The following is a 26437-nucleotide window of genomic DNA, read 5'->3' on the forward strand; positions in this document are numbered from 1 at the left end:
GCTCAGCCGTCGGAATCCTTCTTGCGGGAGCCCTTGCCTTCCAGCAGCTCGAGCAGGGCTTCCATCTGGGCCATCACACCGCGTACCTCACCGGCTTCCGGCAGCAGGCCGTCGTCCATCACACCCTGGTGCATCTCGCGCAGTTCCTGGCGGATGTAGCGCAGATGGCTCACGACCTGCTCGCGCTTCGACTGCGACATGCGTTCGACCGGGGACGGACTGATCTGTCCCTTTTACCGCATCGCCCCTCTAGCAGAGACTGGGCCATGGTCAGCCCCTCGAATCTCACAGTGATCCGGCGGCTGCCCGCCAAGCCTTATTTCTGGCCGAATTGCGCTTTGGCCTCTTCATAAAAGGCTAGATCGATCGATTCGCGGCCGGCCTCCCCAGCCAGAGCCTCGATGCGCTTGCGCACAGCCGGGCGCACAAAAAACGGAATCTCCTTGAGCTTGGCTTCAGCGTCAGGGCTCCAGTTCATCGCTGCCGCTGCCTGGCCTCTTGGGGTGGATGGAGAATAGGGGACTCGAACCCCTGACCTCTGCGGTGCGATCGCAGCGCTCTACCAGCTGAGCTAATTCCCCTGCAGACCCCTGCTGAGGGCTGTGGCGAGAACTTATCAGTCTTTGCTGGTGGCGTTGCCGCCCTGTTCCCCTCCCCCCATGACCCAGCCCGCTGCCATCACGCCCGAGCTGCTTGCCTCCCTTGATGAGGAGGCGGTGGCGGCGCTGGCTCGGCGTCTTGAGGAGGACGACTACCCCAGCCCCTTCGCTGGGCTGCAGGACTGGCACCTGCTGCGCGCCGTGGCGATTCATCGCCCTGAGCTGGCGCGGCCCTACGTGCATCTGGTGGATCAGGAACCCTTCGATGAAGACTGAGCAGCCGGCGCTGGCCGCTGCCTTGGATCCACTGGCGGGAAGGCGCATCCTGGTGGGCATCAGCGGCAGCATTGCGGCGGTGAAGCTGCCGCTGCTGGTGAGCGCTCTGGCCAAGCGCGGCGCGCAGGTGCGTTGTGTGCTCACACCCAGTGCTGCCCAACTGGTGAGCCCAGTGGCGCTGGCCAGTCTCAGCCGCGAGCGCTGCTATCTCGACGCCGACCAATGGAGCCATGCAGCTCCGCGCCCGCTGCATGTGGAGTTGGCTGAATGGGCGGAACTGCTGCTTGTGGCGCCGCTGAGTGCCACCACCTTGGGGCGATGGGTGCATGGTCTGGGCGACACGCTGCTGGCTTCCACGCTGCTGGCCACCGAGGCGCCGGTGCTGGCTGCCGCCGCGATGAACACGGCGATGTGGAGCGCGCCGGGTGTGCGCGCCAACTGGGATCAGTTGCAGGGCTTTGAGCGGGTGTTGCCTTTGGGTCCGGCTGAGGGATTACTGGCCTGTGATCGCCAGGGGTCGGGGCGGATGCCGGATCCTGAGCTGTTGCTGTTGGCGCTGGAAAGCCTCGCCAGCTGGGGTTGGCGGCGCGATTGGCATGGTCGCCGTTTGCTGGTGAGCGCCGGGCCCACCCGGGAATGGCTCGATCCAGCCCGCTGCATCAGCAATCCCAGCACAGGTCGGATGGGGGTGTTGCTGGCTCAGGCGGCACGCTTGCGTGGCGCGCAGGTGGATCTGGTACACGGGCCGCTGCAGCTCGATCCCTCCTGGCTGGAGGGCCTCAACCGGCATCCGATTGATACGGGAGCTGAGCTGCAGCAGCTGTTGCAGCATCTGCAGCCGCAGATGGATGCCATCGCCATGGCTGCGGCTGTGGCGGATCATCGCCCTGCCGTCACCCTCAGTCACAAACCGGAGAAGGCCGCGGTTGCGGCGGCCATGGCCGCGGCTTGGGAGCCTGTTCCCGATCTGTTGGTGGAGTTGGTGGGCCGCAGGCCAGCGGGCCAGCGCATCCTCGGTTTTGCTGCCCAAAGCGGCGATGTGGTGCCCCAAGCGCAGGCCAAATTGGCCCGCAAGGGTTGCGATCTTTTGTTTGCTAATCCGATCGATCAGGCTGATGCCGGCTTTGGCAGTGCCACCAATCAGGGCTGGCTGCTCGGGCCGGGTGCGGCGGTGGAACGTCTGGAGCCGATGGGCAAATTGCCTCTGGCCCACCGACTGCTCACGGCGCTGGGAGGACTGATCTAGGCGGCGAGGGCCGAGCCGGAGTCGCCGTTCTGCAGCAGATCCATAAAGGTGCGCAGCTGAAGCCTGGGGATGTAGGGCCAGCCGCCGCTCTTCTCCATGCCCTGCAGCAGATTGAACAGGGCGCCGCGGTCGGCTGGCAGGCTGGCGCGGAAGGGGCCGTCCTGAATGGAGCGGTGCAGCTCCTCGAGCCGGCGCAAGAGCAACAGCAGCGCTTCGGGCTCGCCATCCACCTCATCCGCCAAGGCCTGGAGGCTCATCAGTTCGGCGCTGAGCCGCGCTTCCCAGTCGCCTGCCGCAAGGCTGCGGGTGGAATCAATGGAGCTGCCGTCGTTCATTCGGTCTGGATCCGCGGCTCTCGCATACAGGTTGTTGAGAGCCGCGACATGGTACGCGGAATGGGCTTTTTGCACCGGTAGTATCCGCAGCGGGCGCACCCCATCCAGAGGTTTTCCCCTGTCAGACCGGCTTCTCCCCATGCGTTTCCGTCCTCTGCTGGCCCTTGTGCTGGCGCTCTGTCTCACCCTCGTGACCGCCTGCAGCGGCGGCGCCAAGGCTGTTGATCGGGCCAACCTCACCTACGACGACATCCACAACACCGGTCTGGCCAACGACTGTCCGACCCTGCCGGATTCGGCCCGTGGTTCGATCAGCCTGGATGCGGGTACGAAGTACCAGCTGCGTGAGATCTGCATGCACCCCTCTGAGGTGTACGTGAAGGGCGAGCCCGCCAACAAGCGCCAGGAAGCGCAGTTTGTGGAGTCGAAAATCCTCACCCGTTTCACCACCAGCCTCGATCAGGTGTATGGCGATCTGGCGGTGACCGGCAATGGCATCAACTTCCAGGAGCAGGGCGGTATCGACTTCCAGATCGTGACCGTGCTTCTGCCCGGCGGCGAAGAAGTGCCCTTCACCTTCTCCAGCAAGGAGCTGAATGCCACCGCTGATGGCGCCGCCATCACCACCAGCACCGATCTGAATGGCACCTACCGCGTGCCCAGCTACCGCACCTCCAACTTCCTGGATCCCAAGGGTCGCGCTCTCACCACCGGTGTGCAGTACGCCCAGGGTCTGGTGGCTCTCAACGGCCAGGACGACGAACTGGCCCGTGAGAACGCCAAGCGCTACATCGATGGCACTGGTGAGATGAACCTCTCCATCACCAAGGTGGATGCCTCCACCGGTGAATTCGCTGGCGTGTTCACCGCGATTCAGCCTTCCGATACCGACATGGGCAGCCATGACCCCGTCGACGTGAAGATCACTGGCCAGCTCTATGGCCGCCTGGAGAAGGCCTGATCAACGCCTCAGCGTGATCTTGCATCGCTTTCTGACATCACGAGGGGCCTTGAGGGGCCCCTTTTTTCATGCCTGGACGGGCGGGAGCGTGGGGGATGCCGGCGGCGAGGCCTTGCTCTGGGAGAATCGCCCGCAACGATTGACCTCCCGCCGCCATGACGAGCACCGTCGCCTTCTCCAAAGGCCTGATTGCACCCCATGGCGGCAGCCTGGTGGATCTGCGGGTTCCGGCCGAGCAGCGCGACGCGGCCAAGGCCGGTGTGGATCACGTGGTGGAGTGCTCCGATCGCAACGCCTGCGACGTGGAGCTGCTGATGGTGGGCGGCTTCTCGCCCCTGCGCGGCTTCATGCACCAGGAGGATTACCAGTCGGTGGTGGAGAGCAACCGCACCACCAGTGGCCTGCTGTTTGGTCTGCCGATCGTGATGGACACCCAGCGCGACGACATCGCGGTGGGCCAGAAGCTGCTGCTCACCTACCGCGGCCAGGAGCTGGCGGTGATGACGGTGGAAAGCAAGTGGGAACCCGACAAGGCCCGCGAGGCCGTGGGTTGCTACGGCACCTCCTCACTCGAGCACCCTGCCGTGAAGATGATCGCCACCGAGCGCGGTCGCTATTACCTCGGTGGTGCCATTCAGGGCCTGGAGCTCCCCAACCGTGTGTTTCCCTGCAAAACCCCGGCTGAGGTGCGCGCCACCCTCCCCGAGGGGCAGGACGTGGTGGCATTCCAGTGCCGTAATCCCATCCACCGCGCTCACTACGAGCTGTTTACCCGCGCCCTCGACGCCAGCAACGTGAGCGATCAGGGCGTGGTGTTGGTGCACCCCACTTGTGGTCCCACCCAGGACGACGACATCTCCGGCGAAGTGCGCTTCCAGACCTATGAGCGCCTGGCTGCTGAGGTGAACAATCCCCGCATCCGCTGGGCCTACCTGCCCTACTCGATGCACATGGCTGGCCCCCGTGAGGCGCTGCAGCACATGATCATCCGCAAGAACTACGGCTGCACCCACTTCATCATTGGCCGCGACATGGCGGGCTGTAAGTCGTCGATCAGTGGCGACGACTTCTACGGTCCCTACCAAGCCCAGGATTTCGCCCGCGACAACGCTCCAGAGCTAGGCATGGAAACCGTGCCCTCGCTCAACCTTGTGTACACCGAGGAGGAGGGCTACGTAACGGCTGAACACGCCGATGCCCGCGGCCTGCACGTGAAGAAGCTCAGCGGCACCCAGTTCCGCAAGATGCTGCGCAGCGGTGAGGAGATCCCGGAGTGGTTCGCTTTCCGTAGCGTGGTGGACGTTCTGCGGGCCGCCGCCTGAGAGCGGTTAACATTCCTTAATCACAGCGGAGATCCAAGTGAAGAAGCGCTGGCGTAATGCAGGCCTCTACGTGCTCCTGGCCGTGGTGGTGATCGCCGTGGGTACGGCCTTCCTCGACCGTCCTGATCCGGCCAATGCGCCGCGCACCCTCCGCTACAGCGACTTCGTGGAGGCGGTTGAGGGCAACGAGGTGTCGCGGGTGCTGATCGCCCCCGATCGCGGCACCGCCCAGGTGGTGGAGAACAACGGCCAGCGCGCCGTGGTGAATCTCGCCCCCGACAAAGACCTGCTCAAGCTGCTGGAAGACCACAAGGTCGACATCGCCGTTGAGCCCTCCCGTCAGGCGCAGCCCTGGCAGCAAGCGATCGGCTCACTGATTTTCCCCTTGCTGCTGCTGGGTGGCCTGTTCTTCCTGTTGCGCCGCGCCCAGGGCGGCGGCGGCAACCCCGCGATGAACTTCGGCAAGAGCAAGGCGCGGGTGCAGATGGAGCCCCAAACCCAGGTCACCTTTGGTGATGTGGCTGGCATCGAGGGCGCCAAGCTTGAGCTCACCGAAGTCGTCGACTTCCTCAAGAACCCCGATCGCTTCACCGCTGTCGGCGCCAAGATTCCCAAGGGTGTGCTGCTGGTGGGCCCTCCGGGTACCGGTAAAACCCTTCTGGCCAAGGCTGTCGCCGGCGAAGCCGGTGTGCCCTTCTTCTCAATCTCCGGCTCGGAGTTTGTGGAGATGTTCGTGGGCGTCGGCGCCAGCCGCGTGCGCGACCTGTTCGAGCAGGCCAAAAAGAACGCTCCCTGCATCGTCTTCATCGACGAGATCGATGCGGTGGGTCGTCAACGCGGAGCCGGTCTCGGCGGCGGCAACGACGAGCGTGAGCAGACCCTCAACCAGCTCCTCACCGAGATGGACGGCTTTGAGGGCAACACCGGCATCATCATCGTGGCCGCCACCAACCGCCCCGACGTGCTCGATGCGGCGCTGATGCGTCCTGGTCGTTTTGATCGCCAGGTGGTGGTGGATCGCCCCGACTACGCCGGTCGCCTCCAGATCCTCGGCGTGCATGCCCGCGGCAAAACTCTCGCCAAGGACGTCGACCTCGACAAGATCGCTCGCCGTACCCCCGGCTACACCGGTGCCGACCTCGCCAACCTGCTCAACGAGGCGGCCATCCTTGCTGCGCGCCGCGAGCTCACCGAAATCTCCATGGATGAGGTGAACGACGCGATTGAGCGCGTGATGGCCGGTCCTGAGAAGAAGGACCGCGTGATGAGCGAGAAGCGCAAGCGCTTGGTGGCCTATCACGAGGCTGGCCACGCCCTGGTGGGTGCGCTGATGCCCGACTACGACCCGGTGCAGAAGATCTCGATCATTCCCCGCGGCAACGCCGGCGGCCTCACCTTCTTCACCCCCAGTGAAGAGCGGATGGAATCGGGCCTCTACTCCCGCGCCTATCTCCAGAACCAGATGGCTGTTGCCCTCGGCGGCCGCGTTGCTGAGGAGATCGTCTACGGCGAAGACGAGGTGACGACCGGCGCCTCCAACGACCTGCAGCAGGTGGCCCGTGTGGCTCGCCAGATGGTGACCCGCTTCGGCATGAGCGATCGCCTCGGCCCCGTGGCCCTCGGCCGCAGCCAGGGCGGCATGTTCCTTGGCCGCGACATTGCCGCTGAGCGCGACTTCTCCGAAGACACCGCCGCTGCGATCGACGAAGAGGTGAGCCAACTGGTGGCTGAGGCCTACAAGCGCGCTACTGCGGTGCTCAACAGCAATCGCTCCGTGCTCGACGAGCTGGCCGAGATGCTGGTGGAGCGCGAGACCGTTGATGCGGAGGACCTGCAGGAGCTGCTGATCCGCAGCGACGTGCGGGTGGCTGAGTACGTTTGATCCCTCCGGCTTGATCAGTGGCCTGCACCGTCAGCCTTTGCTGGCGGTGCTCAGGCCTCATTCCCCTGAACAGGCTCGCCTGCAGCTCCAGCAGCTGCACCAGGCGGGCCTTTGTCATGCCGAGTTGGCTGTGGATCCCACGCCGGCGTGGGTGGCGATGTCGCGCGAGTTGGTGAGCGACTTCCCCGAGCTGCGGCTCGGGGCTGCTTCGGTGCGTTCTGCAGCGGGTCTTGAAGCCGCCTTGGCCGCGGGGCTTGGCTACGTGGTGTCGCCGATCCTCGATCGCGCTCTGCTCGAGCAAGCTTCGGCTGCGGCGATCACCCTGGTGCCGGGCGTGTTCAGTCCTACGGAGATTGCGACGGCCGTGCAGTGGGGAGCGCCGGCGGTGAAGCTGTATCCAGCGGCGAGCCTGGGGCCTGGTTATTGGCGTTCCTTGGCGGGGCCGCTGGGGCCGTTGCCGTTCTGCATCGCGGCCGGTGGGCTTGCTGTTGCCGATGCCGCCGCCTGGTATGCGGCGGGTGTGGATGCCATCGCTTTGGGCGGCACCTTATTCAGCGGCGATCGGCTCGATCCGGCGCTGCACCAACTTGTTGTCAGCCTGAGATCAAAGTGCTACCCCTGAGATAGACGATGTTGTCTCTATGTCTCAGCTCACGATCAAGCTCAGCGACAAGGCCGATGCCCTGATCGCTCAGCTCCAAAAGGAGATCTTCAACCGCCGCCGCAAGAAGGTGTCAGCCGCTGGCGTGGTGGAGACCCTGGTGGAGAGCGGCGCCAAATCGCAATCCGACAAGCGCTTTGCCACCTCCTGGAAGAATCTGATCAGCGACATTGAGAAAGCTGCCAAGCTGGCCAATGCCCACGGCAGCAAGCCCGCGAACCTCAGCGATGCCGAATGGGCGTTGGTGCTCAGTCACCGCGCTCGCTCTGGGGGAGCAACACCCAGAGTGCAGTCCGCTGCCAAGGCCCCGGTCAAACCGGCCGCGAAAACCACGCGCCGCAGTGCTGCCGCTAAGCCAACCGCTCAAGCAGCCGCCGCGAAGTCAGCGGCCAAGTCGGCAGCCAAGCCTGCTGCGAAGGCCAAACCCAAACCGGCGAAGGCAGCTCGCAATCCGGTGAAGAAGACCGCGGTGAAGGCTTCGCCGAAAGCGAAGGCCACAGCGAGCAGCACGGCAGGGTCCTCTGCGGCACGTCGCATGGCGAAGGCGGTGAGTCGTCTGAGTGCAGCAGCGCCGGTGCTGGCCAGCAGCAACGGCGTCGCGCAGCTCACTGGCGTGAGCTGACGGCTGCTTGCCGCGAACGGCTGATCACCACAGGCTGCACTGGCCTTGTTGGCGCAGCAGGTGATCAGCCAACACCAACGCCACCATGGCTTCCACCATCGGCACGGCCCGGGGCAGCACACAAGGGTCGTGCCGGCCTTTGGCTTCCAGCGTGGTGGCCTCGCCCTTGGCGTTGATCGTTTGCTGGGCTTTGCGAATCGTGGCCGTGGGCTTGAACGCCACCCGGATCACAATCGGTTCGCCGTTGCTGATGCCGCCTTGAATGCCACCGGAGTTATTGGTGGCGGTGTGGAGCGATCCATCGCCGGTGGGCAGAAAGGCATCGTTGTGCTCGCTGCCTTTCTGCAGCGTGCCCTCAAATCCTGAGCCGATCTCAAAGCCCTTCGTGGCCGGGAGCGACATCACCGCCTTGGCCAGATCGGCTTCGAGCTTGTCGAACACCGGCATGCCCAGACCCACCGGCGCATGACGCACCACACACTCGATCACGCCGCCGCAGGAATCGCCATCGCGGCCGATTGCCTCAATCCGCTCGATCATCTGCTCCGCCATGGCGGCATCCGGGCAGCGCACAATGTTGCGCTCCACATCCTCCAGGCGCACCGTGACTGGATCAACGGCGGCCTCGAGGGTGTGAATTCGCTTCACCCAGGCGATCACCTCGGTGCCATGGGCCTTGGCCAGCAGTTGTTTGGCGATGGCACCGGCTGCCACCCGCCCGATCGTTTCGCGGGCTGAGGCGCGCCCGCCGCCACTGCGGGCCTGGATGCCGTATTTCGCCTGATAGGTGGCATCGGCATGGGAGGGGCGGAAGGCCACCTCCATTTCCTTGTAGTCCTGCGGGCGCTGATCCTTGTTGCGCACCACCATCGCGATCGGCGTGCCAAGGGTGACGCCATCGAGGAGACCGCTGAGGATCTCAACGCGGTCGTCTTCCTTGCGGGGTGTGGTGATCTTGCTCTGACCAGGTTTGCGCCGATCCAGCTCTGTCTGAATTGCTTCGAGATCCAGTTCCAGCCGCGGCGGGCAGCCATCCACGATCACACCCACCCCACCGCCATGGGATTCACCGAAGGTGCTGATGCGGAAGAGATCGCCGAAGCTGCTGCCCATGGGCTGAATGCGCTGCAGCGAGCCTACAAACTGGGCCTTGAGAACAGTCTGACGCGACGGTGAGGAAAGAGGAGCGGGCCGCCTTGATCCTGCAGCGGCTGGAGCAGCACTACCCCACCACACCGGTGCCGCTCGATCACAGCGATCCTTTCACTTTGTTGATTGCCGTGTTGCTCAGTGCCCAGTGCACGGATAAGAAGGTGAATGAGGTCACGCCAGCTTTGTTTGCAGCCGGGCCGACTCCGCAGGCGATGGCTGCACTGCCCGAGGCCACGATCCTGGGCCACATTCGGCAGCTGGGGCTGGCGACAACCAAAGCCCGCAATGTGAAACGCCTTGCGGAGTTGTTGCTCGAACGCAACAACGGTGAGGTGCCAGCCAGTTTTCAGGCCCTGGAGGCTCTGCCTGGTGTGGGCCACAAGACGGCGTCGGTGGTGATGGCTCAGGCGTTTGGCGTGCCCGCTTTCCCGGTGGATACACATATCCATCGTTTGGCTCAGCGCTGGGGCCTGAGCAGCGGTGTGAGCGTGATGCGTACCGAAACAGATCTCAAGCGCCTGTTCCCCAAACACGCCTGGAACAAGCTCCACCTGCAGATCATTTTTTACGGCCGCGAATTCTGCACCGCCCGCGGCTGCGATGGCACGATCTGCCCGCTCTGCCGTGAGCTGTATCCCAAGCGCCGTAAGCCGGTGGCCTGGATCAAGGCCTGAATCGCCAATCGCCGAGCGGCGTCTCGAGCCGCGCCAGGTATCCGCCCAACAAAAAGCCCCCGCTAATGCGGGGGCCTTCCGATCCAACCAAGGTTGAACCGTGTTGAGGATCAACCTCAGCCGATGGCAGGTGCAGTCAGAGCCACGGGGGTGGCTTCTGCAGCAGCCAGGTCGAGGGGGAAGTTGTGAGCGTTGCGCTCGTGCATCACTTCCATGCCCAGACCAGCGCGGTTCAGCACGTCAGCCCAGGTGTTCAGAACACGACCCTGGGAATCCAGGATGGACTGGTTGAAGTTGAAACCGTTCAGGTTGAAGGCCATGGTGCTCACGCCCAGGGCGGTGAACCAGATGCCAACCACGGGCCAGGCAGCCAGGAAGAAGTGCAGGCTGCGGCTGTTGTTGAACGAGGCGTATTGGAAGATCAGGCGACCGAAGTAACCGTGGGCAGCCACGATGTTGTAGGTCTCTTCCTCTTGGCCGAACTTGTAGCCGTAGTTCTGGCTCTCGCTCTCGGTGGTTTCACGCACCAGGGAGGAGGTCACCAGCGAGCCGTGCATGGCGGAGAACAGGGAGCCACCGAACACACCAGCCACACCAAGCATGTGGAAGGGGTGCATCAGGATGTTGTGCTCAGCCTGGAACACCAACATGTAGTTGAAGGTGCCGGAGATACCCAGGGGCATGGCGTCCGAGAAGGAGCCCTGACCGAAGGGATACACCAGGAACACAGCAGAGGCAGCAGCCACGGGTGCGCTGTAAGCAACGCAGATCCAGGGACGCATGCCCAGGCGGTAGGAGAGTTCCCACTCACGACCCATGTAGGCGTAGATGCCGATGAGGAAGTGGAAAACAACCAGCTGGAAAGGACCGCCGTTGTACAGCCACTCGTCGAGGCTGGCGGCTTCCCAAATGGGATAGAAGTGCAGACCGATGGCGTTGCTGCTGGGGATCACAGCGCCGGAGATGATGTTGTTGCCATACATCAGGCTGCCGGCCACAGGCTCACGGATGCCGTCGATGTCGACGGGGGGAGCTGCGATGAAAGCAACGATGAAGCAGATGGTGGCTGCCAGCAGGCAGGGGATCATCAGAACGCCGAACCAACCCACATAGAGGCGGTTGTCGGTGCTGGTGACCCACTCGCAGAACTGGTTCCACGCAGAAGCGCCTTGGCGCTGCTGGAGAGTGGTGGTCATGAGTACGGGATACGTAGTGCTCAGCGGCAAAACCTGAAATCAGGTCCAGCGCCGGAGCGGGAAGGAAGGACAGGCCGGTAACCCGCCCTGCCAAGACCCAATGTAACGGATGTTTGCGCCGTGTGACGCGCTCTTAAGGGAGTGGATGGGTTGCCCCGGCACCAGCGGTGCTTATCTCAATGATCAGCTGCGCTTGTAGCCCCTGTGATGGCAGGCGGTCTCGTCACCTGGAGCCCCAGCGTCACCCTTGTGCCCACCCAGGGGTGTTTCAACGCCTGCAGCTACTGCAGCTTTCGTGTGCCCCTGGAGCAGGCGGTGCCGTTGTCGCAGCGCGAGGCCCTCGAGCAGCTGCAGGCGCGCCCTGCGGCCGCTGAGGTGTTGCTGCTCAGCGGTGAGGTGGCGCCTAACGCGCCCTCCCGCGGGGAATGGTTTTCCCGGTTGCGACAGTTGAGCGCTCTGGCTTTGGCCCAGGGGCGCCTGCCCCACACCAATGCCGGCCCGCTTTCGCTGCGTGAAATGGCGGCGCTGGGCCGCCTGAATCCCTCCATGGGATTGATGCTGGAGGGCGTCGGGCCTGCCTACGACGCGCTCCATCGCCACGCGCCCAGCAAAACTCTGGCCAGTCGCCTGGCTCAGCTGGAGCAGGCCGGCCGGCTCGGGATTCCTTTCACCACGGGGCTGCTGCTTGGTGTGGGCGAAAGCATGGAAGAGCGCGTTCAGGCGCTGGAGCTGCTGGTTGGGGTGCAGCGCCGCTGGGGTCACCTTCAGGAGGTGATCCTGCAGCCCTGGCGCCCTGACGGGGAGGCGGCCCGGCCGCTCAGCCCTTCCGAACAAGCCGACCTGCTGGAGCTGATCGCTATGGCCCGCCAGCTGCTGCCGCCAGAGGTGCATCTGCAGACGCCTCCCAACCTCTGGCCTCTGGAGCAGCTGCCCGCGGTCTTGGAGGCTGGCATCAACGACCTCGGCGGGATCGACACGGTGGATGTGATCAATCCGGCCTATCCCCAGCCAGCACCCGAAGCCCTGCGCCAGCTGCTGGTCTCACGGGGTTGGCGTCTTGAGCCGCGCACCTGCGTGCATCGCCACTGGTGGTCTTGGCTGCCTGCCGTTCTGCGGCGGCGCGTGGAGCAGCGGGCGCGCTTGTTAGCGTCCGGACCGGCCCTGGCCAACGCGCCCCACCTCTGACTCACTGTGCGACACGCCTCCCAGGAGGATCAGCGGGTGCTGCTGGTGCGCCTGCCCTGCAACCCCATCTTCCCGATCGGCCCGGTGTATCTGGCCGATCACATCCACAAGCAGTTTCCCGCGCTTGAGCAGCGAATCCTGGATCTGGCGGCGGTGCCGCTGCTGGATGTGGAGCGTGTGCTGCAGCAGGAGATCGAGCAGTTCCAGCCCTCGCTATTGGTGTTCTCCTGGCGCGACATCCAGATCTATGCCCCGGTGGATGGGCGCGGCGGCAACCCGCTGCAGAACTCCTTTGAGGTGTTTTACGCCCGCAATCCGCTGAAGCGTCTGCGGGGTGCCTTCGGCGGCCTGCGATTGATGGCCTCGTTTTATGGCGAGCTCTGGCGCAATCTGCGACTGGTGCGGCGTGGCCTGCGCGCTGCCCGCCGCTTCCAGCCCGGCGCTCGGGCCGTGCTCGGTGGCGGTGCCGTGAGCGTGTTTTACGAACAGCTCGGGCGCAAACTGCCGCGCGGCACTGTCGTGTCGGTGGGGGAGGGCGAACCGCTGCTGGAGAAGCTGATCCGCGGTGAATCGCTCGAGGGTGAGCGCTGCTTCATCGCCGGGGAGGCCCCCCGGCCCGGTCTGATCCATGAGCAGCCCGCTGGCATGGAGAAAACCGCCTGCGATTACGGCTACATCGCTTCGATTTGGCCGCAGCTCGATTGGTATCTCGATGGCGGCGACTTCTACGTGGGCGTGCAGACCAAACGCGGCTGCCCCCATAACTGCTGTTACTGCGTTTACACGGTGGTGGAAGGCAAGGCGGTGCGCGTGAATCCCGTGGAGGAGGTGATCGCCGAGATGCGTCAGCTCTACGCGAAAGGGGTGCGTGGTTTCTGGTTCACCGATGCCCAGTTCATCCCGGCTCGCCGCTACATCGAGGACGCCAAGGAGCTGCTGCGGGCCGTGCAGGCCCAGGGCTGGCACGACATCCGCTGGGCCGCCTACATCCGCGCCGACAACCTCGATGCCGAGCTGGCGGAGCTGATGGTGGCCACCGGCATGGACTACTTCGAGATCGGCATCACCTCCGGCTCCCAGGAGCTCGTGCGCAAGATGCGCATGGGCTACAACCTGCGCACCGTGCTGGAGAACTGCCGCCTGCTGGCGCGGGCCGGATTCCGCGAGCACGTGTCGGTGAACTACTCGTTCAACGTGATCGACGAGCGCCCCGAGACAATCCGCCAGACCGTGGCCTATCACCGGGAGCTGGAGCGCATCTTCGGCGCCGACAAGGTGGAGCCGGCGATCTTCTTCATTGGCCTGCAGCCCCACACCCACCTGGAGCAGTACGGCTTCGATCAGGGCCTGATCAAGCCCGGCTACAACCCGATGAGCATGCTCCCCTGGACTGCGCGTCAGCTGCTCTGGAACCCGGAGCCGATGGGAAGCACCTTTGGTCGCATCTGCCTGGAGGCGTTCGAGCGCAACCCCGCTGATTTCGGCCGCACGGTGATGGACCTGCTCGAGCGCGACTACGGCTTGGCGCCTCTTGAGGAGGCATTGCATGCTCCGGTAGAGGGTCGCGGCGCTTTGGCTACAGCGATCCGCTGATCAGCTCTGAGGCAGGTGCAGTTCCGCCTGCAATCCCCCCAAGCCGGAGCGGTTGAGAGCCAGACGCCCACCGTGCAGCTGGCAGCAGCGTTCCACGATCGAGAGTCCCACCCCAGATCGGTTGCGTTGCTGGCGATCGTTGGCAGGGGGGATTCTCGGCATTCCGAGCAGGTTGGCGCTGCTGAGCCCGGGGCCGCTGTCTTCCACCATCAACACCACGCTGGCCCGTTGCTGTTGGGCCGCCAGGCGGAGCGGCGCCCGGCCGTAGCGAATCGCGTTATCGATCAGGTTTTGTAGAGCCCGCTCGATCAGCGCTTGATCCAGCCGCACGAGCAGCCGCGGCACCGCCAGCTCGATCGGCTGCTGGGGGTAGCTGGCCACCACCCGTTCACACAGTTCATCGAGGGCGCTCAACCTCGGTCGGAACGGTTCGGTCTGTTCCCCAGCGGCTTCCTGCAGCAGATGGGTGAGGCTGATCAGCCGGTCGATCTCCACCCGAAGCTGTGGCAGCGCCTCATCCCAGGCGGTGGGGTCGGCGGGGTGGTCTTCCAGCCGCTCCACCCGCATCGAGAGCCGGGTGAGCGGACTGCCCAGATCGTGGGCCAGGCCCTGCAGAAAGCGGCGGCGCGATTCGTGCTGCTGGTTCAGCTGCTCGAGCACGCGGTTGATGCGGATGCTCAGTTCACGCATCGCCCCCATCCCTGCTTCAGGCACCAGTTCCAGCTCGCCGGAGGGGATGGCGGGAAGTTGTTTGAGCAGTTGCTGGATCGGCCGTTGCAGCTGCCATTGCAGAAACAGCGCCACACCACTGCTGCCTCCCAGCAGCAGGCTGCCAAGGCGGATGGCAGGCCACAGCCAGGGCAGGGCGGTGCCGGGGCTGGCGTACACCCACAGCTGCCGGCTGGCTGTAGAAGAGCGCTGCACCGCCAGCCAGTAGCCCCCCAACCAGCTGCCTTGGCTGGGAGGATCCCGGCGCAGGTCGCCGTTGAGGCCTGCATCTTGAAGGGTGCGCCGCAGGGCATCCGCCTGTTGGCCCGTGGCGGGCTGGCTCTGGGGCGGTGGGTTCACGGCGGCCCAGAGCCGGATTGGGCGGTCTTCGTGCTTGCCAGTTTGTTTCCCTTCCAGCTGCAGGGCCTGCCGGGCCAGGCTCAGGCTGATTGCCTGGGTGGTGGTGGTTTGCAGCAGTTGGGGCATGCCCAGGCTGAGCAGGGTGAAGCTGCCGGCCCAGGCACAGCCCACACACACCAACAAGCGCAGGCTGTCGCCGAGGGTGAAGCCTCGAAATCGTTTTGCACCGGCCACCATCTGCTCAGGCCTGGGGCTCGATCTGCACCTCGGTATTGAGGCGATAGCCCCGGCCGCGCACGGCTTCGATCATGCGGCCGCTGCCGCGTTTGCAGCTGTTGAGCAGTTTGCGCAACTTGGAGATGCGCACATCGATGCTGCGGCTGTTGGTGGCATCCACCAGGCTGCCTGTGGCCTGGCACAACTGCTCGCGCTCGAAGGCGATGCCTGGCGAGAGGCAGAGGAAGCTGAGTAGCGAGGCATCGCCGCGGCTGAGGCTGTTGATCACCCCCGTGGGGCCCTCGAGCTCCAGCCGCGCCGGATCAAACACAATGGTGTTGATCCGGAAGCGCTGCTCCGGCGGGCGTTGGGGAGTGAGTTCGCGGCGGTAGTCGAGCAGGCGCTCAAGCCGCAGCTGCAGCTCGCGCCAGAGGAAGGGTTTGGCCATGTAGTCGTCGGCCCCGGTTTCCAGCCCCTCGATCCGTTCATCGGCGGCCCCCAAGGCGGAGAGCATCAGCACCGGAAAGCGGTGCCCCTGCTTGCGCAGCCGCTCCAGCAGGTGGGTGCCGCTCTGACCAGGCAGCAGCCGATCCAGCACGAGCACGTGTGGCATGTCGTCGCGCAGGGCTTGATCGAGCCCCTCGCCATCGCCAAAGCTGCGGGTTTTCCAGCCGCACTGCCCGAAGCGCTCCTCCAGCAGGGTGAGCAGTTCCTGATCGTCGTCGACCACCCACACCCGAGCGTCGGGATGGCTCGACATGGCAGGCCTTTGGGCGGTGCTGGCCGTCATGGCGTCGTGGTGTGGGTGCCCTCATTCCACCAAGGGCGGCGGGCCAGGAGCAACAGGGCAAGACCCAGCCAGCCGATCACCCCGCCGATGGGGTTGTCGGGGCCCATCAGCCAGGCCGGTGCACTGGGTTGGATCGATACCAGCCCCTGATGCAGCACAAACCAGCCCGCCACCAGGCCGCCATGCAGTCCGATCGCGCCCCAGAGCAGGCCGCCATCGGCCCGGCGCTGTAGGCCCAGGGCCAAGCCGAGTAGCAGCAGGCCCACGAGCAGGCCGATCAAGGGGATTGGGGGCAGGTTGAAGCGGGTGTGCACCAGGCTGAACAGGGCTGCCTGCAGCCACAGCCCCCGTTGCGGCCCCACGAGCAGGCTGATCTCCCCCATGAGCCAGCCCCGGAACAGCAGTTCTTCGGCGAAGGCCACCCCGAGCCCCAGGGCGACGGCGTTGAGCAGCAGGCCGGCGTTGAGGCGGGGCATCCAGCTGAGTTGGCCGCTCAGCGCCAGGGCGGCGATCACCAGGGCCAGCAGGGCGATCGCCTTGAGCGCGCCCCGCAGCAACGCCTTGGCCACGGCTGCCTTGGCACCGAGCACCCCCAGCCGCCGCCAGGGCTGCGATTCATTCCAGCAGCGCCGCAGGCGAACGGGAAGGCTGAACAGCAGGGCAGCCACGGCTGGCAGGGCCGCCAGGCTGGCCTGCAGAGCGCCGGGCACCCCCAGGGCCTTCAGTAGTAGTTGCCCACCCAGAAACACCGCCACCAGCGCGGCCGGATAGAGCACGGTGCCCCACCAGTGCAGCCGCAGCCCGGCGCTGGTGGCCATCAGCTCTCCGGCTCGATCGTGCTGGTGAGGCCCTTGGCTTTGAGCGTTTCGCTGTAAAACTCCGCCGGTTCGATGTCGCACACGATCACCAGGCCCACGCCGGTGTTGTGGGCCTCGAGCATCACGGCGATGGCGTCCTGCTCACTCAGCGACGGCACCACCTGGCGCAGGGTGCCCACCACGTATTCCATGGTGTTCACCGGATCGTTGTGGAGCAGCACCTTGTAGCGGGGCGAGGGCTTGCGCACCCGCTCCGGGGCCTTCTCCATCACGGCAGCGCCGCCGCTCTCACGGCCAGGCGACTGGGTGGCGGTGAGAGCAGCTCTGCAGGGGGTGGATCGGTTCATCCTGTCCAGCTCCGGCATCACGACAGCGGACTTTAGGCAGCGGATCAGGCCGCAGCGGCTGCTGGGGCCAGGGCTGCCTGAATGCGGCGCATGGCCTCCAGCACGTTTTCGCGGCTGTTGAAGGCCGAAAGGCGGAAATAACCCTCGCCGGCGGCGCCGAAGCCACTGCCGGGGGTGCCCACCACGTTGGCCTGGCTGAGCAGCAGATCAAAGAAGCCCCAGGAATCCACGCCCGCGGGAGTTTTGATCCACACGTAGGGAGCCTGCTCACCGCCATACACCTGAAGCCCTGCAGCGCTCAATTCGCGGCGGATGATCGCGGCGTTCTCCATATAGAAGGCGATCAGCGCCTTCACCTGGGCTTGGCCCTCGGGCGAATACACCGCTTCGGCGCCGCGCTGAACGATGTAGCTCACGCCGTTGAACTTCGTGCACTGGCGACGGTTCCACAGGCCCCACAGCTCCACCGGTTCGCCGTTGGCCGCGGTGCCCATCAGACCGCGGGGCACCACGGTGAGGGCGCAGCGGGTGCCGGTGAAGCCGGCGTTTTTGGAGAAGGAGCGGAATTCGATCGCACACTCGCGGGCCCCTTCGATCTCATAGATCGAGTGGGGCAGCGCTGGATCCTGGATGAAGGCCTCGTAGGCGGCGTCAAACAGGATCAGGGAGCCGTTGGCGCGGGCGTAATCCACCCAGGCCTTGAGCTGCTCCTTGCTGGCCACCGCACCGGTGGGGTTATTGGGGAAGCAGAGGTAGATCAGATCCACCTTTTCAGTGGGGATCTGGGCGGTGAAGCCGTTTTCGGCGCTGATCGGGAGGTAGGTGAGGCCGCCGTACTGACCGGCGTCATCGGCATCGCCGGTGCGGCCCGCCATCACGTTGCTGTCCACATACACCGGGTACACCGGGTCGGTGACGGCGATGCGGTTGCCGGCGCCGAGGATGTCGAGGATGTTGGCGCTGTCGCACTTCGAGCCGTCCGACACGAAGATCTCTTCGGCCGAGATCTGGCAGCCGCGAGCCTGGAAGTCGTGTTGGGCGATCGCTTCGCGGAGCCAGAGGTAGCCCTGCTCGGGGCCGTAGCCGTGGAAGCCTTCACGGGTGCCCATCTCATCCACGGCCGCCTTCATGGCATTGCGGCAGGCCTCGGGCAGCGGTTCGGTCACATCGCCGATGCCCAGACGAATGATCGGGGCGTTGGGGTTGGCTTCGCTGAAGGCCTTCACCCGCCGGGCGATCTCGGGGAACAGATAACCAGCCTTGAGTTTGAGGTAATTGCCGTTGACCTGGGCCATGTCGCGTGCGGGCCGCGCGGGCCCCTGGGTACTGGGCGCGATTGTCCTATGCGGCGGATGCCCGCTGGAGCGATCAGCGCGATCGCGTTGCTGCATACGATCGATTCAGCACTGCCTTCGTCGCCGTGACCGTTGCTCCCGTTCAGCCGGTCGGCTCTTCTGCGGAGGCGCCTGTGGATTTCGCGGCCCTGGTGGATCGCACCATCGCCAAGCCCGGCCGCTACCTCGGCAATGAGCTCGGGGTGCAGCCGCGCGATTGGGATCAGGCCTGGCCGGCCGCCGGCGTGCGCTGGGCGCTCACCTACCCCGAGATCTACGAGGTGGGTTCGAGCAACACCGGCCACATCATTCTCTATTCGATCCTCAACAGCGTTCCCGGTCAGCTGTGCGACCGCAGCTATCTGCCCGGGCCGGATCTGGCGGAGCGGTTGCGCGAGCGAGGTGAGGCTCTCTTCGCGGTGGAGAGCCGCCGGCCTCTTCCCGCCTTCGACATCCTCGGCTTTTCGCTCAGCTACGAGCTCGGCGCCACCAACATCCTCTCGATGCTGGAGCTGGCCCAGGTGCCCCTCCGCTCCGCTGATCGCGGCGATCTCCCCCTGGCGGATCCGGCGGCGCCGCCGCTGATCTTTGCCGGCGGCCCCACGGCCACCAGCAACCCCGAGCCGTTTGCGGCCTTCTTCGATTTCGTGGTGTTGGGCGATGGCGAAGAGGTGTTGCCGGAGATCGGGCTGGTGGTGGCCGAAGCCAAGGCGGCAGGCCTCTCGCGCCGCGAGCTGCTGATCGATCTGGCTCAGGTGCCGGGGGTCTACGTGCCCGCGCTCTACGGCCCCGGCCCCGATGGCATCACCCAGGTGCCGCAGGTGGAGGGCATCCCTGTGCGGGTGTTGCGGCGCACCGCCACGCCGATGCCCCACTACGCCATGGGCCTGGTGCCCCACATCGAAACGGTGCACGACCGGCTCACGGTGGAGATCCGCCGCGGCTGCACCCGCGGTTGCCGCTTCTGCCAGCCGGGGATGCTCACCCGCCCCGCCCGTGATGTGGACCCCGAGGCGGTGATTGAGGCGATTGAAACCGGCATGGAGCGCACCGGCTATTCCGATTTCTCGTTGCTCTCACTCAGCTGCTCCGATTACCTCGCCCTCCCGGCGGTGGGTGTGGAGCTGCGTAACCGCCTGGCCGATCAGAACGTGAGTCTCACCCTGCCGAGCCAGCGGGTGGACCGCTTCGACGACAACATCGCCCACATCCTCGGGGGCACCCGCAAGGCGGGCCTCACGTTTGCACCGGAAGCCGGCACCCAGCGCCTGCGCGACATCGTGAACAAGGGCCTCACCGACGAGGAGCTGTTGCGCGGCATCCGCACCGCCATGGAGAGCGGTTACCGCAAGATCAAGCTCTATTTCATGATCGGCCTGCCCGGTGAAACCGATGCCGATGTGCTCGGGATTGCCGAAACCTGCTGGCAGTTGCAACAGCAGTGCCGCGATCTGGGGCGGCTGGAGCTGAACCTCACCATCAGCAATTTCACGCCCAAGCCGCACACGCCGTTTCAGTGGCACAGCGTGAGCACGGCGGAATTTCAGCGGCGTCAGCAACTGCTGCGTGATGCCCTGCGGCGGATGCGCGGCATCAAAACCAATTACACCGATGTGCGCCTCTCCGCGATGGAGGACTTCGTGGGCCGCGGCGATCGCCGCCTGGCGCCGGTGATCGAGGCGGCTTGGCGCGCTGGCGCGGGCCTTGATGCCTGGTTTGAAGCGGCGGATCGCACCTATGAAGCCTGGACCTCAGCCATCGAAGCCGCCGGCCTGGGCGGCCGCTATCGCGAGCTGGAACTGGGTGAATGGAGTGCCGTCGAAGGCATGGACCCCGACGATCTGGCCGTGTTCTGCAGCCAGCCCCTGCCCTGGGATCACATTGATTCCGGGGTGGACAAAGGCTGGCTGGCCGACGACCTACGCCAGGCCCTCGCCGCTGCGGTGGTGCCCGACTGCTCCTTCGATGGCTGCAGCAGCTGCGGCGTGTGCGGCCCCGAGTTGGGGCACAACGTGGTGGTGCCGCCGCCAGCCATTCCTGAGCAGCGCCCCCAGCGGGCGCCGGCCAGTGAGCGGGTGGCGCGGCTGCGCTTCCGCTTCAGCAAAACCGGCTCCCTGGCTCTGCTCAGCCACCTGGATCTGGTGCGGCTGATGGAACGGGCCCTGCGCCGCAGCGGCTTGCCGGTGAGCTTCACCGGTGGCTTCCATCCATTGCCCCGGGTGCAGTTCGCCTTGGCCCTGCCCCTGGGGGCGGAGGCCGATGGCGAATGGATGGATCTTGAGTACACCCAGCCGATTGATCCGACTGAGGCTTTGCAACGGCTTCAGGCCCAGTTGCCTGCTGGCTTCGCCCTGCTGCAGGTGGAGGCGGTGGAGGTGTCTGCCCCCAGCCTGTCGCAGGAGTTGATGGCTGCTCACTGGCAGCTGCAATTGCGACCCACGGGCACCGGTACTGACGGCACTGTGCCGCCGCTGGCGGCTTGGCAGGCTGCAGCGGCCGAGCTGCTGAGCAGCTCATCCTGGATTTGGCACGACACCGACAAGAAAGGGCGGCCGCGGCAGCGCGATTGCAGGCCCTTCCTGCAAAGCCTGGCGGTGGAGGGCGTGGAGCAGATGCCGGCACTGGTAGAGCTTCGCTATGAGGCCCTTGTGGATCCCGCTGGCCGCAGCCTGCGGCCGGAGCAGCTGCAGCACTGGTTCGCCCAACAGCTCGATGCGGGCCTGGAGATGGTGAGCCTGCGCCGCGAATCCCTGCAGCTTCGGCAGAGCCCAAAGGCTTGAAAACACCCGTGCTAGCGTCTGTCCATCGGTACAACCTGAAGCAGGCTCAGCGATCTAGCTCGGCTCAGGCATCAGGGTCCGCATCAGTTTTCACGAACCTCTCTTCCTGAAAGCTGCCCGATGCGGCGCCGTAAGACGGGTTCCACTCAGATCTGGATCTCGCAAGCAACGGGCCTAGGCCCACTCTCACGAAGGCTGTAAGCCTGCCGCCGTTGTTTACCCGGCGTTTTCACTGAATTTTTCAAGCACCGCTGCTTCGTTTCTCCTCTTGCATCGGCGATGCATGCAGGGTTTTGCAGCCACGCGGTCCGGCGCTGAGCGCCAGCCTCTGCTTCCCATTCCGGCCTGCTTCCTGCAGGTCTTCTCCTGACCTTCCATGCCTCAGCAGATCGTCATCGCCGAGCAGCTGCGCATCGCCGCAGTGCTCACCGATGACCGTGTGGATGAACTGGTGGTGGCCCAGGGCCGCTATCAGATCGGTGATGTGTATCTCGGCACGGTTGAAAATGTGCTGCCGGGCATTGATGCCGCCTTCGTGAATATCGGCGAAGGAGAGAAGAACGGCTTCATTCACGTCACCGATCTGGGGCCGCTGCGCCTCAAGAAAGGAACGCTGGGCATCACCGAGTTGCTCGAGCCGCGCCAGAAGGTGCTGGTGCAGGTGATGAAGGAGCCCACCGGAACCAAGGGTCCTCGCCTCACCGGCAACCTCACCCTGCCCGGTCGCTTTCTGATCCTCCAGCCCCATGGCCAAGGGGTGAACATCTCCCGGCGGATCAACGCGGAAAGTGAGCGCAACCGCCTCCGCGCCCTGGGTGTGTTGATTAAGCCCCCCGGCGCGGGCCTGCTGATCCGCACCGAGGCCGAGGGGGTGAGCGAGGAGCTGCTCATCGACGACCTCGAAGCCCTGCTGCGCCAGTGGGAGGCGATTCAGACTGCCGCCGAGGCGGCTTCACCGCCGGTGCTGCTCAACCGCGACGAAGACTTCATTCATCGCATCCTGCGCGATCACTACAGCCCGGATGTGGCGCGGATCGTGCTCGATAGCGCGGATGGCGTGGGCCGGGTGAATGCCTTCCTGGGGGCTGATCAGAGCCAGGTGCAGGTGGAGCAGCATCTCGACTCAGGCGAGATCCTTGAGGCGTACAAGGTGAACGCCGCTATCCGCGATGCCCTCAAGCCGCGGGTGGACCTGCCCTCTGGTGGGTACGTGATCATCGAGCCCACCGAGGCGCTCACGGTGATCGATGTCAACTCGGGCTCCTTCACCCGTTCTGCCAATGCGCGTGAAACGGTGCTGTGGACTAATTACGAGGCCGCCACGGAGATCGCCCGTCAGCTGAAGCTGCGCAACATCGGTGGTGTGGTGATCATCGACTTCATCGATATGGAGTCGCGCCGCGATCAGCTGCAGCTGCTGGAGCACTTCACGGCCGCGATTCGTCCTGATTCGGCGCGCCCGCAGATCGCCCAGATCAGTGAGCTGGGCCTGGTGGAACTCACCCGCAAGCGCCAGGGCCAAAACATCTACGAATTGTTCGGCCGGGCTTGCCCCAGCTGTGGTGGCCTCGGCCATGTGGCCGTGCTGCCCGGCAAGGACAGCCTCCAGCCCCTGGCCGCCGCTCCAGGTTTGGTGCGCTCTGCCGCCTCCGCCCGGGCAGAAGTGTTCAGCCCTGCTGGCGCCGAATCCGGTGGTGGCCGCCGCCGCCGCGGTGGTCGCGCCGGCCGTGGCGGCAGCGAAGCGCCTGAACTCACCAGCTACGACGACACCACCACAACCGCCGGCAGCTCGCATGAGGCCGCCACGGCAGCGGCGGAACCCGGTTCCCGGCGTCCGGAGCCTGAATTGGTGGCGGTGCCGATGGACTCTGCGCAGGAGCTTGTGTATGGCTGGTTGGGCCTGAATCCTGCGCTGTTGCTCGATCCGGTCCCCGCTGCCGACAACCTGGTGGTGCGGGTGGTGCGTCCCGGAGAGGATGCCGAAGCAGTGCTTGAGGAAGCGCGCCAGCAACTGGCCGCCGCAGGCCCCCGTCGCCGCCGCCGCGGTCGTGGTGGGGCCAGCACCAACGGTGCCGGTTCTCCAACGGCTGATGCTCCAGCCCCCAGCGAGAGCCTGCCCGTCACCGTGGAGATCACGCCGCTCCCGGTGGAAACCTTCCCGGCCTTCCCCACCGTTCCGGTGTTGCCTGATAGCGGTCTGGAGTTGGTGGCGGCAACGGCGGAGCCCGAGCCGGCCAACGGTCGCCGCGTTCGCAGCCGCCGACGCAGCGACGCTCCAGCCAGTACGCCTGCCACCAGCACGGCCGTGGCGGTGTTGCCTGTGGTGGAGCCCGAGCTGGCCGCTGCCGCTGCGCCCGCCGAAGCTGAAGACGATGCCTCGGAACCCCGCCGCCGCCGCCGCCGCTCGTCGGCAACCGAGTGAGTGGCCCCCTTGCCGCAGCGCATCGCCGGCGTTGACGAGGTCGGCCGCGGCTGTTGGTTTGGCCCGGTGTTCGCCGGGGCGGTGATCCTCCCCGATCAAGCCCGGGCCACCCTGGCCGCCGCCGGACTCACCGACAGCAAGAAGCTCACGGCCCGTCGCCGCGCTCAATTGGTTCCGCTCATCCAGCAGCAGGCCTGCAGCTGGGCCTTGGGGCAGGCATCAGCACGGGAGATTGATCAGGTGGGAATTCGCGTCGCCACCGAGAGGGCGATGCTGCGTGCCTTGCAGCGTCTTGCCGGGGCACAGCCTGAGCTGGTGCTTGTGGATGGGGTGTTGCCCCTGAGGCTCTGGCCTGGCCCACAGCAAACCGTCGTGCGCGGCGACAGCGAGCACCTGGAGATCGCCGCCGCCAGCGTGCTGGCCAAGCAGGCCCGCGATGCCCTGATCACTCGGCTGGCTCAGCGTTATCCCGCCTATGGCCTCGAGCGCCATGCCGGCTATGGCACCGCGTTGCATCGTGCAGCCGTTTTGGAGGCAGGCCCCAGCCCCCTGCATCGGCGTTCCTTCCTGGGCAAGGTGCTCGCGGCTTAACGGCTGGCGGGTGCCAGGCACCAGGCTTCGAAATCCTGCAGCAGTTGCTGTTGCACCCTGGTTTTGATCCCCAGCAGGATGCCCGCCAGCAGGGAGCGGCCTGTGGCTTCGAGCATCTTCACCGGAATCAAGCGCAGCAGGCTCGGCTGGCTCACGCTCACCGCCAGACAAGCTTCGCCGTTCAGGCCCTCGTCGCTCGCCTCAAGCCACGATTCGAGGGTGAGCTGAAAGTCGTCGACGATGCCCAGCCCCTCCAGCTGGCAATCGACTGCTTCGAGATCGATCCGGTTGGTGCTGCGGCGGGCCACCAGCTCCACCACCGGTTGAATCTGCAGTTGGAACACCTGCAGCCGCGTCACGGTGTAGCGATAGCGGCCGTTGCCGAGGCTCTCCAGCTGCTGGGGATCGAGCAGGGCGCCAATCACCCGCTCCTCATCGTTGAGGTAGTCGGGCAGGAGATCGGCCTTCTGCGGCACCGACAGCTTCAGGGCTTGGCTGGCGCTGAAGGCCAGAGTCATGGCTCGTTGGCCGGCGCGTCATGATCCTATCCAGCACGGCCCGCAACGCCTGTATGCGCATCGCATTTCTTGGTCCTGTTGGCACCTATGGGGAGCAGGCGGCGATCCGACTGTGTGCGCTTGAGGGGATTGAGGCGCCGCAGTTCATGCCCCAGGTGGGCATTCGGGCGGTGGTGAAAGCTGTGGCCGAGGGCCGTTGTGAAGCAGCGGTGGTGCCGGTGGAGAACTCCGTTGAAGGTGGGGTCACCGCCTGCATGGATGCCCTCTGGGAGCACCCTGAGTTGCGGGTGGCTCGGGCCCTGGTGCTGCCGATCCGCCACGCGCTGCTCGGTTCCGGTCCGCTGGAGGGGGTGAGCGAAGTGCTCTCCCACCCTCAGGCTCTCGCGCAATGCAGCCAGTGGCTGGGTGAACAGTTGCCCGCGGCTCTGCAACTGCCCACCAGCTCCACTGCCGATGCAGCCCGGATGGTGGCCGGTAGCCGCTTTCGCGCTGCTATCGCTTCCCTGCAGGCCGCCGAGGAACATGGCCTGGACGTGCTGGCCTACCCGATCAACGATGTAGCTGGCAACTGCACCCGCTTTTTGTTGCTGCGCCAGGGGGACCGCACCTTGGCAGGCCCAATGGCCAGCCTGGCCTTCTCGCTGCACGCCAACCGCCCGGGCGCACTGCTGGAGGCGCTGGCCTGCTTTGCCCACCGCGATCTCAACATGACGCGGATCGAATCACGCCCCTCCAAACGAGAGATGGGCGAATACATCTTTTTTGTGGATCTGGAACTTCCCCAAGGCGAGGTGCCCCTGCAGCAGGCGCTGGAGGAGCTGCGGCCGTTGTGTGAGCACCTGGCTGTGTTTGGGGCCTACCCGATCACCCAAGTTGAGGCGGCAGAACCGGTTTAAGCGGGTTTGCGGGCTCGGAAGACGCCGAACTGCATCATTCCAGTGGCAAATCCCCAGTGCATCAGTAGCAGCGTGGGGGTTTCGCGCAGACCCATCAACACGGCACGGGGGCCTAACCCCAACACCGCTGCCGGCCGCCGCAGGCCTTCCAGGATCGAATCAATCCAGGAGGGAAGCGTTTCGCGGCTCCAGTCGCTCGTGTCCACCTCCAGGTGGGTGTGGTTCTGGCCCTTGCCCCAGCGGCTCTGCTCCAGGTTGCGGCGGAAGCCAGGGATGCTGGCGAATTCAGGGTGAGCCCACTGCACCAGCAGTTGATGCATCACCCAGCGCTCGAGCCGATTGAGCGGCTGGACAGCCGGGTCGCGGCGGTTCCAATCGGCCACAGCCAATCGCCCCCCGGGCTTGAGGACCCGCAGCAATTCATCGGCATAGCGCTGCTTATCCGGCATGTGGGGGCCCGCCTCCACGCTCCATACCGCATCAAAGCTTTGATCGGGTAGATCGAGGGCTAAGGCATCCATGACCGCAAAACGGCAGTTCAGACCTTCGGGGGTGAGGGCTTCGGCCCGCTGGATCTGTCCAGGGCTGATGCTGATGCCCAACACGTTGAGGCCGTAGTCGCGGGCCAGGATGCGGGCGCTGCCACCGATGCCGCAGCCCACATCGAGCACGGTGCTGCCGGGGGGGAGCTGATCCAGGCCGCTCCAACGCACCAGCTCATGCACGAAGTCTTCCTTGGCCCGGCGGAAATCACGGCGCCGTGGCGGCTGACCGTAATGGCCCAGATGCACATGCTCGCCCCAGAGCCGCTCGAGCAATTGATCGTCGGTCCAGCGGTCGTAGGCGTCAGCCACGCTGGCTGTGCTGGTGAAAGCGCGATCGCGCCAGCTCCACACCAACAGCCCGAGCAAGAGCAGCGCCGCCAGAACGGCGACCATCAGCATCAGACCCCC

The 26437-nt window shown here is 65.5% G+C and carries 26 protein-coding genes and 1 tRNA gene; 14 read left to right on the forward strand and 13 right to left on the reverse strand.

The genetic code is table 11. The annotated features are described in order from the left end of the window. Positions 1–2: 2 nt before the first annotated feature. From H9532_RS00955 to H9532_RS00965, 3 genes are all read right to left on the reverse strand, one after another. Entirely contained in the window at positions 3–200 is a 198-nt protein-coding gene (locus H9532_RS00955; RefSeq protein WP_296364872.1) for a hypothetical protein, read from the reverse strand. Positions 201–316: 116 nt separating this feature from the next. Continuing rightward, on the reverse strand, positions 317–478 hold the full coding sequence (locus H9532_RS00960) for a PCP reductase family protein (RefSeq protein ID WP_296364874.1): 162 nt from the start codon (positions 476–478) through the stop codon (positions 317–319). A gap of 30 nt (positions 479–508) precedes the next feature. Further along, positions 509–581: transfer RNA gene (locus tag H9532_RS00965), tRNA-Ala, on the reverse strand. A 78-nt stretch (positions 582–659) separates the two neighbouring features. On the opposite strand from H9532_RS00965, the gene H9532_RS00970 reads away from it, so the two are divergent. After that, complete coding sequence (locus tag H9532_RS00970) at positions 660–875, forward strand: DUF2555 domain-containing protein (protein ID WP_296364876.1); 216 nt, start codon at positions 660–662, stop codon at positions 873–875. Then, entirely contained in the window at positions 865–2121 is a 1257-nt protein-coding gene (gene coaBC / locus H9532_RS00975; RefSeq protein WP_296364877.1) for a bifunctional phosphopantothenoylcysteine decarboxylase/phosphopantothenate--cysteine ligase CoaBC, read from the forward strand. The genes H9532_RS00970 and coaBC overlap by 11 nt, the downstream gene beginning before the upstream one ends. On the opposite strand, the gene H9532_RS00980 is transcribed toward coaBC, so the two are convergent. Continuing rightward, positions 2118–2456, reverse strand: a complete 339-nt coding sequence (locus H9532_RS00980) for a hypothetical protein (RefSeq protein WP_296364879.1) — start codon at positions 2454–2456, stop codon at positions 2118–2120. The two genes, coaBC and H9532_RS00980, sit on opposite strands and share 4 nt — an antisense overlap. Positions 2457–2595: 139 nt before the next feature. Between H9532_RS00980 and H9532_RS00985 the strand changes: the two genes are divergently transcribed. The 5 genes from H9532_RS00985 (at position 2596) to H9532_RS01005 (ending at position 7904) form a co-directional block, all read left to right on the forward strand. After that, positions 2596–3417 (forward strand): photosystem II manganese-stabilizing polypeptide, encoded by an 822-nt coding sequence (locus H9532_RS00985; RefSeq protein ID WP_296364881.1) that lies wholly within the window; start codon positions 2596–2598, stop codon positions 3415–3417. A 155-nt stretch (positions 3418–3572) separates the two neighbouring features. Further along, the gene (gene sat / locus H9532_RS00990; RefSeq protein ID WP_296364883.1) at positions 3573–4739 is read left to right on the forward strand and encodes a sulfate adenylyltransferase; all 1167 of its coding nucleotides are present in this window, start codon (positions 3573–3575) and stop codon (positions 4737–4739) included. Between the two features lie 37 nt (positions 4740–4776). Beyond that, positions 4777–6621 (forward strand): ATP-dependent zinc metalloprotease FtsH3, encoded by a 1845-nt coding sequence (ftsH3, locus tag H9532_RS00995; protein ID WP_296364885.1) that lies wholly within the window; start codon positions 4777–4779, stop codon positions 6619–6621. Positions 6622–6631: 10 nt separating this feature from the next. Beyond that, complete coding sequence (locus H9532_RS01000) at positions 6632–7243, forward strand: bifunctional 4-hydroxy-2-oxoglutarate aldolase/2-dehydro-3-deoxy-phosphogluconate aldolase (protein ID WP_296364887.1); 612 nt, start codon at positions 6632–6634, stop codon at positions 7241–7243. Positions 7244–7262: 19 nt separating this feature from the next. Next, positions 7263–7904, forward strand: coding sequence for a hypothetical protein (locus H9532_RS01005; RefSeq protein ID WP_296364889.1), 642 nt, complete (start codon positions 7263–7265; stop codon positions 7902–7904). A gap of 24 nt (positions 7905–7928) precedes the next feature. On the opposite strand, the gene aroC is transcribed toward H9532_RS01005, so the two are convergent. Then, on the reverse strand, positions 7929–9017 hold the full coding sequence (gene aroC, locus H9532_RS01010) for a chorismate synthase (RefSeq protein WP_296364891.1): 1089 nt from the start codon (positions 9015–9017) through the stop codon (positions 7929–7931). Between the two features lie 59 nt (positions 9018–9076). On the opposite strand from aroC, the gene nth reads away from it, so the two are divergent. Then, positions 9077–9730 (forward strand): endonuclease III, encoded by a 654-nt coding sequence (gene nth / locus H9532_RS01015; RefSeq protein ID WP_296364893.1) that lies wholly within the window; start codon positions 9077–9079, stop codon positions 9728–9730. Between the two features lie 116 nt (positions 9731–9846). Here nth and psbA read toward each other — a convergent pair whose 3' ends face one another. Next, positions 9847–10926, reverse strand: a complete 1080-nt coding sequence (gene psbA, locus H9532_RS01020) for a photosystem II q(b) protein (protein ID WP_214338452.1) — start codon at positions 10924–10926, stop codon at positions 9847–9849. A gap of 207 nt (positions 10927–11133) precedes the next feature. Between psbA and cofG the strand changes: the two genes are divergently transcribed. Next, positions 11134–12111, forward strand: coding sequence for a 7,8-didemethyl-8-hydroxy-5-deazariboflavin synthase subunit CofG (gene cofG, locus H9532_RS01025; protein ID WP_296364894.1), 978 nt, complete (start codon positions 11134–11136; stop codon positions 12109–12111). Positions 12112–12117: 6 nt separating this feature from the next. Continuing rightward, positions 12118–13704, forward strand: coding sequence for a photosystem II high light acclimation radical SAM protein (locus H9532_RS01030; protein ID WP_296364896.1), 1587 nt, complete (start codon positions 12118–12120; stop codon positions 13702–13704). On the opposite strand, the gene H9532_RS01035 is transcribed toward H9532_RS01030, so the two are convergent. The 5 genes from H9532_RS01035 to H9532_RS01055 are packed head-to-tail and all read right to left on the reverse strand — an operon-like array spanning position 13705 to position 18238. Further along, positions 13705–15009: a HAMP domain-containing sensor histidine kinase gene (locus tag H9532_RS01035; RefSeq protein WP_296364899.1), complete on the reverse strand. Its 1305-nt coding sequence runs from the start codon at positions 15007–15009 to the stop codon at positions 13705–13707. 4 nt (positions 15010–15013) lie between these two features. Continuing rightward, positions 15014–15778, reverse strand: coding sequence for a response regulator transcription factor (locus tag H9532_RS01040; protein ID WP_296364901.1), 765 nt, complete (start codon positions 15776–15778; stop codon positions 15014–15016). Next, complete coding sequence (locus H9532_RS01045) at positions 15775–16596, reverse strand: CPBP family intramembrane glutamic endopeptidase (protein ID WP_296364904.1); 822 nt, start codon at positions 16594–16596, stop codon at positions 15775–15777. Before H9532_RS01045 ends, H9532_RS01040 begins: the two co-directional genes overlap by 4 nt. Continuing rightward, entirely contained in the window at positions 16596–16943 is a 348-nt protein-coding gene (clpS, locus tag H9532_RS01050; protein WP_296364906.1) for an ATP-dependent Clp protease adapter ClpS, read from the reverse strand. Before clpS ends, H9532_RS01045 begins: the two co-directional genes overlap by 1 nt. Before the next feature lie 44 nt (positions 16944–16987). Next, positions 16988–18238 carry an LL-diaminopimelate aminotransferase gene (locus tag H9532_RS01055; RefSeq protein WP_296364908.1) on the reverse strand — a complete coding sequence of 417 codons (1251 nt, stop codon included), beginning with the start codon at positions 18236–18238 and terminating at the stop codon, positions 16988–16990. Positions 18239–18363: 125 nt separating this feature from the next. Here H9532_RS01055 and H9532_RS01060 point away from each other — a divergent pair, with 125 nt between their 5' ends. From H9532_RS01060 to H9532_RS01070, 3 genes are all read left to right on the forward strand, one after another. Then, positions 18364–21057 (forward strand): TIGR03960 family B12-binding radical SAM protein, encoded by a 2694-nt coding sequence (locus tag H9532_RS01060; protein WP_296364909.1) that lies wholly within the window; start codon positions 18364–18366, stop codon positions 21055–21057. Positions 21058–21433: 376 nt separating this feature from the next. Further along, positions 21434–23479 carry an Rne/Rng family ribonuclease gene (locus H9532_RS01065; protein ID WP_296364911.1) on the forward strand — a complete coding sequence of 682 codons (2046 nt, stop codon included), beginning with the start codon at positions 21434–21436 and terminating at the stop codon, positions 23477–23479. Beyond that, complete coding sequence (locus H9532_RS01070) at positions 23480–24070, forward strand: ribonuclease HII (protein WP_296364913.1); 591 nt, start codon at positions 23480–23482, stop codon at positions 24068–24070. Here the strand turns inward: H9532_RS01070 and H9532_RS01075 are convergent. Next, positions 24067–24588 carry a DUF1997 domain-containing protein gene (locus H9532_RS01075; protein ID WP_296364915.1) on the reverse strand — a complete coding sequence of 174 codons (522 nt, stop codon included), beginning with the start codon at positions 24586–24588 and terminating at the stop codon, positions 24067–24069. The genes H9532_RS01070 and H9532_RS01075 overlap by 4 nt on opposite strands. A 53-nt stretch (positions 24589–24641) precedes the next feature. Between H9532_RS01075 and pheA the strand changes: the two genes are divergently transcribed. Beyond that, a complete protein-coding gene (pheA, locus tag H9532_RS01080; protein ID WP_296365008.1) occupies positions 24642–25484 on the forward strand; it encodes a prephenate dehydratase in 843 nt (280 codons plus the stop codon). Here pheA and H9532_RS01085 read toward each other — a convergent pair. Continuing rightward, positions 25481–26428 carry a methyltransferase domain-containing protein gene (locus H9532_RS01085; RefSeq protein WP_296365011.1) on the reverse strand — a complete coding sequence of 316 codons (948 nt, stop codon included), beginning with the start codon at positions 26426–26428 and terminating at the stop codon, positions 25481–25483. The two genes, pheA and H9532_RS01085, sit on opposite strands and share 4 nt — an antisense overlap. Positions 26429–26437 lie beyond the last annotated feature (9 nt).

This window comes from Vulcanococcus sp. Clear-D1 (genome assembly GCF_014654725.1).
Classification (GTDB): Bacteria; Cyanobacteriota; Cyanobacteriia; order PCC-6307; family Cyanobiaceae; genus Vulcanococcus.

Coding starts and splice junctions, on each gene's coding strand:
- H9532_RS00955 (WP_296364872.1), bottom strand. CDS start 200: ATGTCGCAGTCGAAGCGCGAGCAGGTCGTGAGCCATCTGCGCTACATC.
- H9532_RS00960 (WP_296364874.1), bottom strand. CDS start 478: ATGAACTGGAGCCCTGACGCTGAAGCCAAGCTCAAGGAGATTCCGTTT.
- H9532_RS00970 (WP_296364876.1), top strand. CDS start 660: ATGACCCAGCCCGCTGCCATCACGCCCGAGCTGCTTGCCTCCCTTGAT.
- coaBC (WP_296364877.1), top strand. CDS start 865: ATGAAGACTGAGCAGCCGGCGCTGGCCGCTGCCTTGGATCCACTGGCG.
- H9532_RS00980 (WP_296364879.1), bottom strand. CDS start 2,456: ATGAACGACGGCAGCTCCATTGATTCCACCCGCAGCCTTGCGGCAGGC.
- H9532_RS00985 (WP_296364881.1), top strand. CDS start 2,596: ATGCGTTTCCGTCCTCTGCTGGCCCTTGTGCTGGCGCTCTGTCTCACC.
- sat (WP_296364883.1), top strand. CDS start 3,573: ATGACGAGCACCGTCGCCTTCTCCAAAGGCCTGATTGCACCCCATGGC.
- H9532_RS01005 (WP_296364889.1), top strand. CDS start 7,263: ATGTCTCAGCTCACGATCAAGCTCAGCGACAAGGCCGATGCCCTGATC.
- aroC (WP_296364891.1), bottom strand. CDS start 9,017: ATGGGCAGCAGCTTCGGCGATCTCTTCCGCATCAGCACCTTCGGTGAA.
- psbA (WP_214338452.1), bottom strand. CDS start 10,926: ATGACCACCACTCTCCAGCAGCGCCAAGGCGCTTCTGCGTGGAACCAG.
- cofG (WP_296364894.1), top strand. CDS start 11,134: ATGGCAGGCGGTCTCGTCACCTGGAGCCCCAGCGTCACCCTTGTGCCC.
- H9532_RS01035 (WP_296364899.1), bottom strand. CDS start 15,009: ATGGTGGCCGGTGCAAAACGATTTCGAGGCTTCACCCTCGGCGACAGC.
- H9532_RS01040 (WP_296364901.1), bottom strand. CDS start 15,778: ATGACGGCCAGCACCGCCCAAAGGCCTGCCATGTCGAGCCATCCCGAC.
- H9532_RS01045 (WP_296364904.1), bottom strand. CDS start 16,596: ATGGCCACCAGCGCCGGGCTGCGGCTGCACTGGTGGGGCACCGTGCTC.
- clpS (WP_296364906.1), bottom strand. CDS start 16,943: ATGAACCGATCCACCCCCTGCAGAGCTGCTCTCACCGCCACCCAGTCG.
- H9532_RS01055 (WP_296364908.1), bottom strand. CDS start 18,238: ATGGCCCAGGTCAACGGCAATTACCTCAAACTCAAGGCTGGTTATCTG.
- H9532_RS01065 (WP_296364911.1), top strand. CDS start 21,434: ATGCCTCAGCAGATCGTCATCGCCGAGCAGCTGCGCATCGCCGCAGTG.
- H9532_RS01075 (WP_296364915.1), bottom strand. CDS start 24,588: ATGACTCTGGCCTTCAGCGCCAGCCAAGCCCTGAAGCTGTCGGTGCCG.
- pheA (WP_296365008.1), top strand. CDS start 24,642: ATGCGCATCGCATTTCTTGGTCCTGTTGGCACCTATGGGGAGCAGGCG.
- H9532_RS01085 (WP_296365011.1), bottom strand. CDS start 26,428: ATGCTGATGGTCGCCGTTCTGGCGGCGCTGCTCTTGCTCGGGCTGTTG.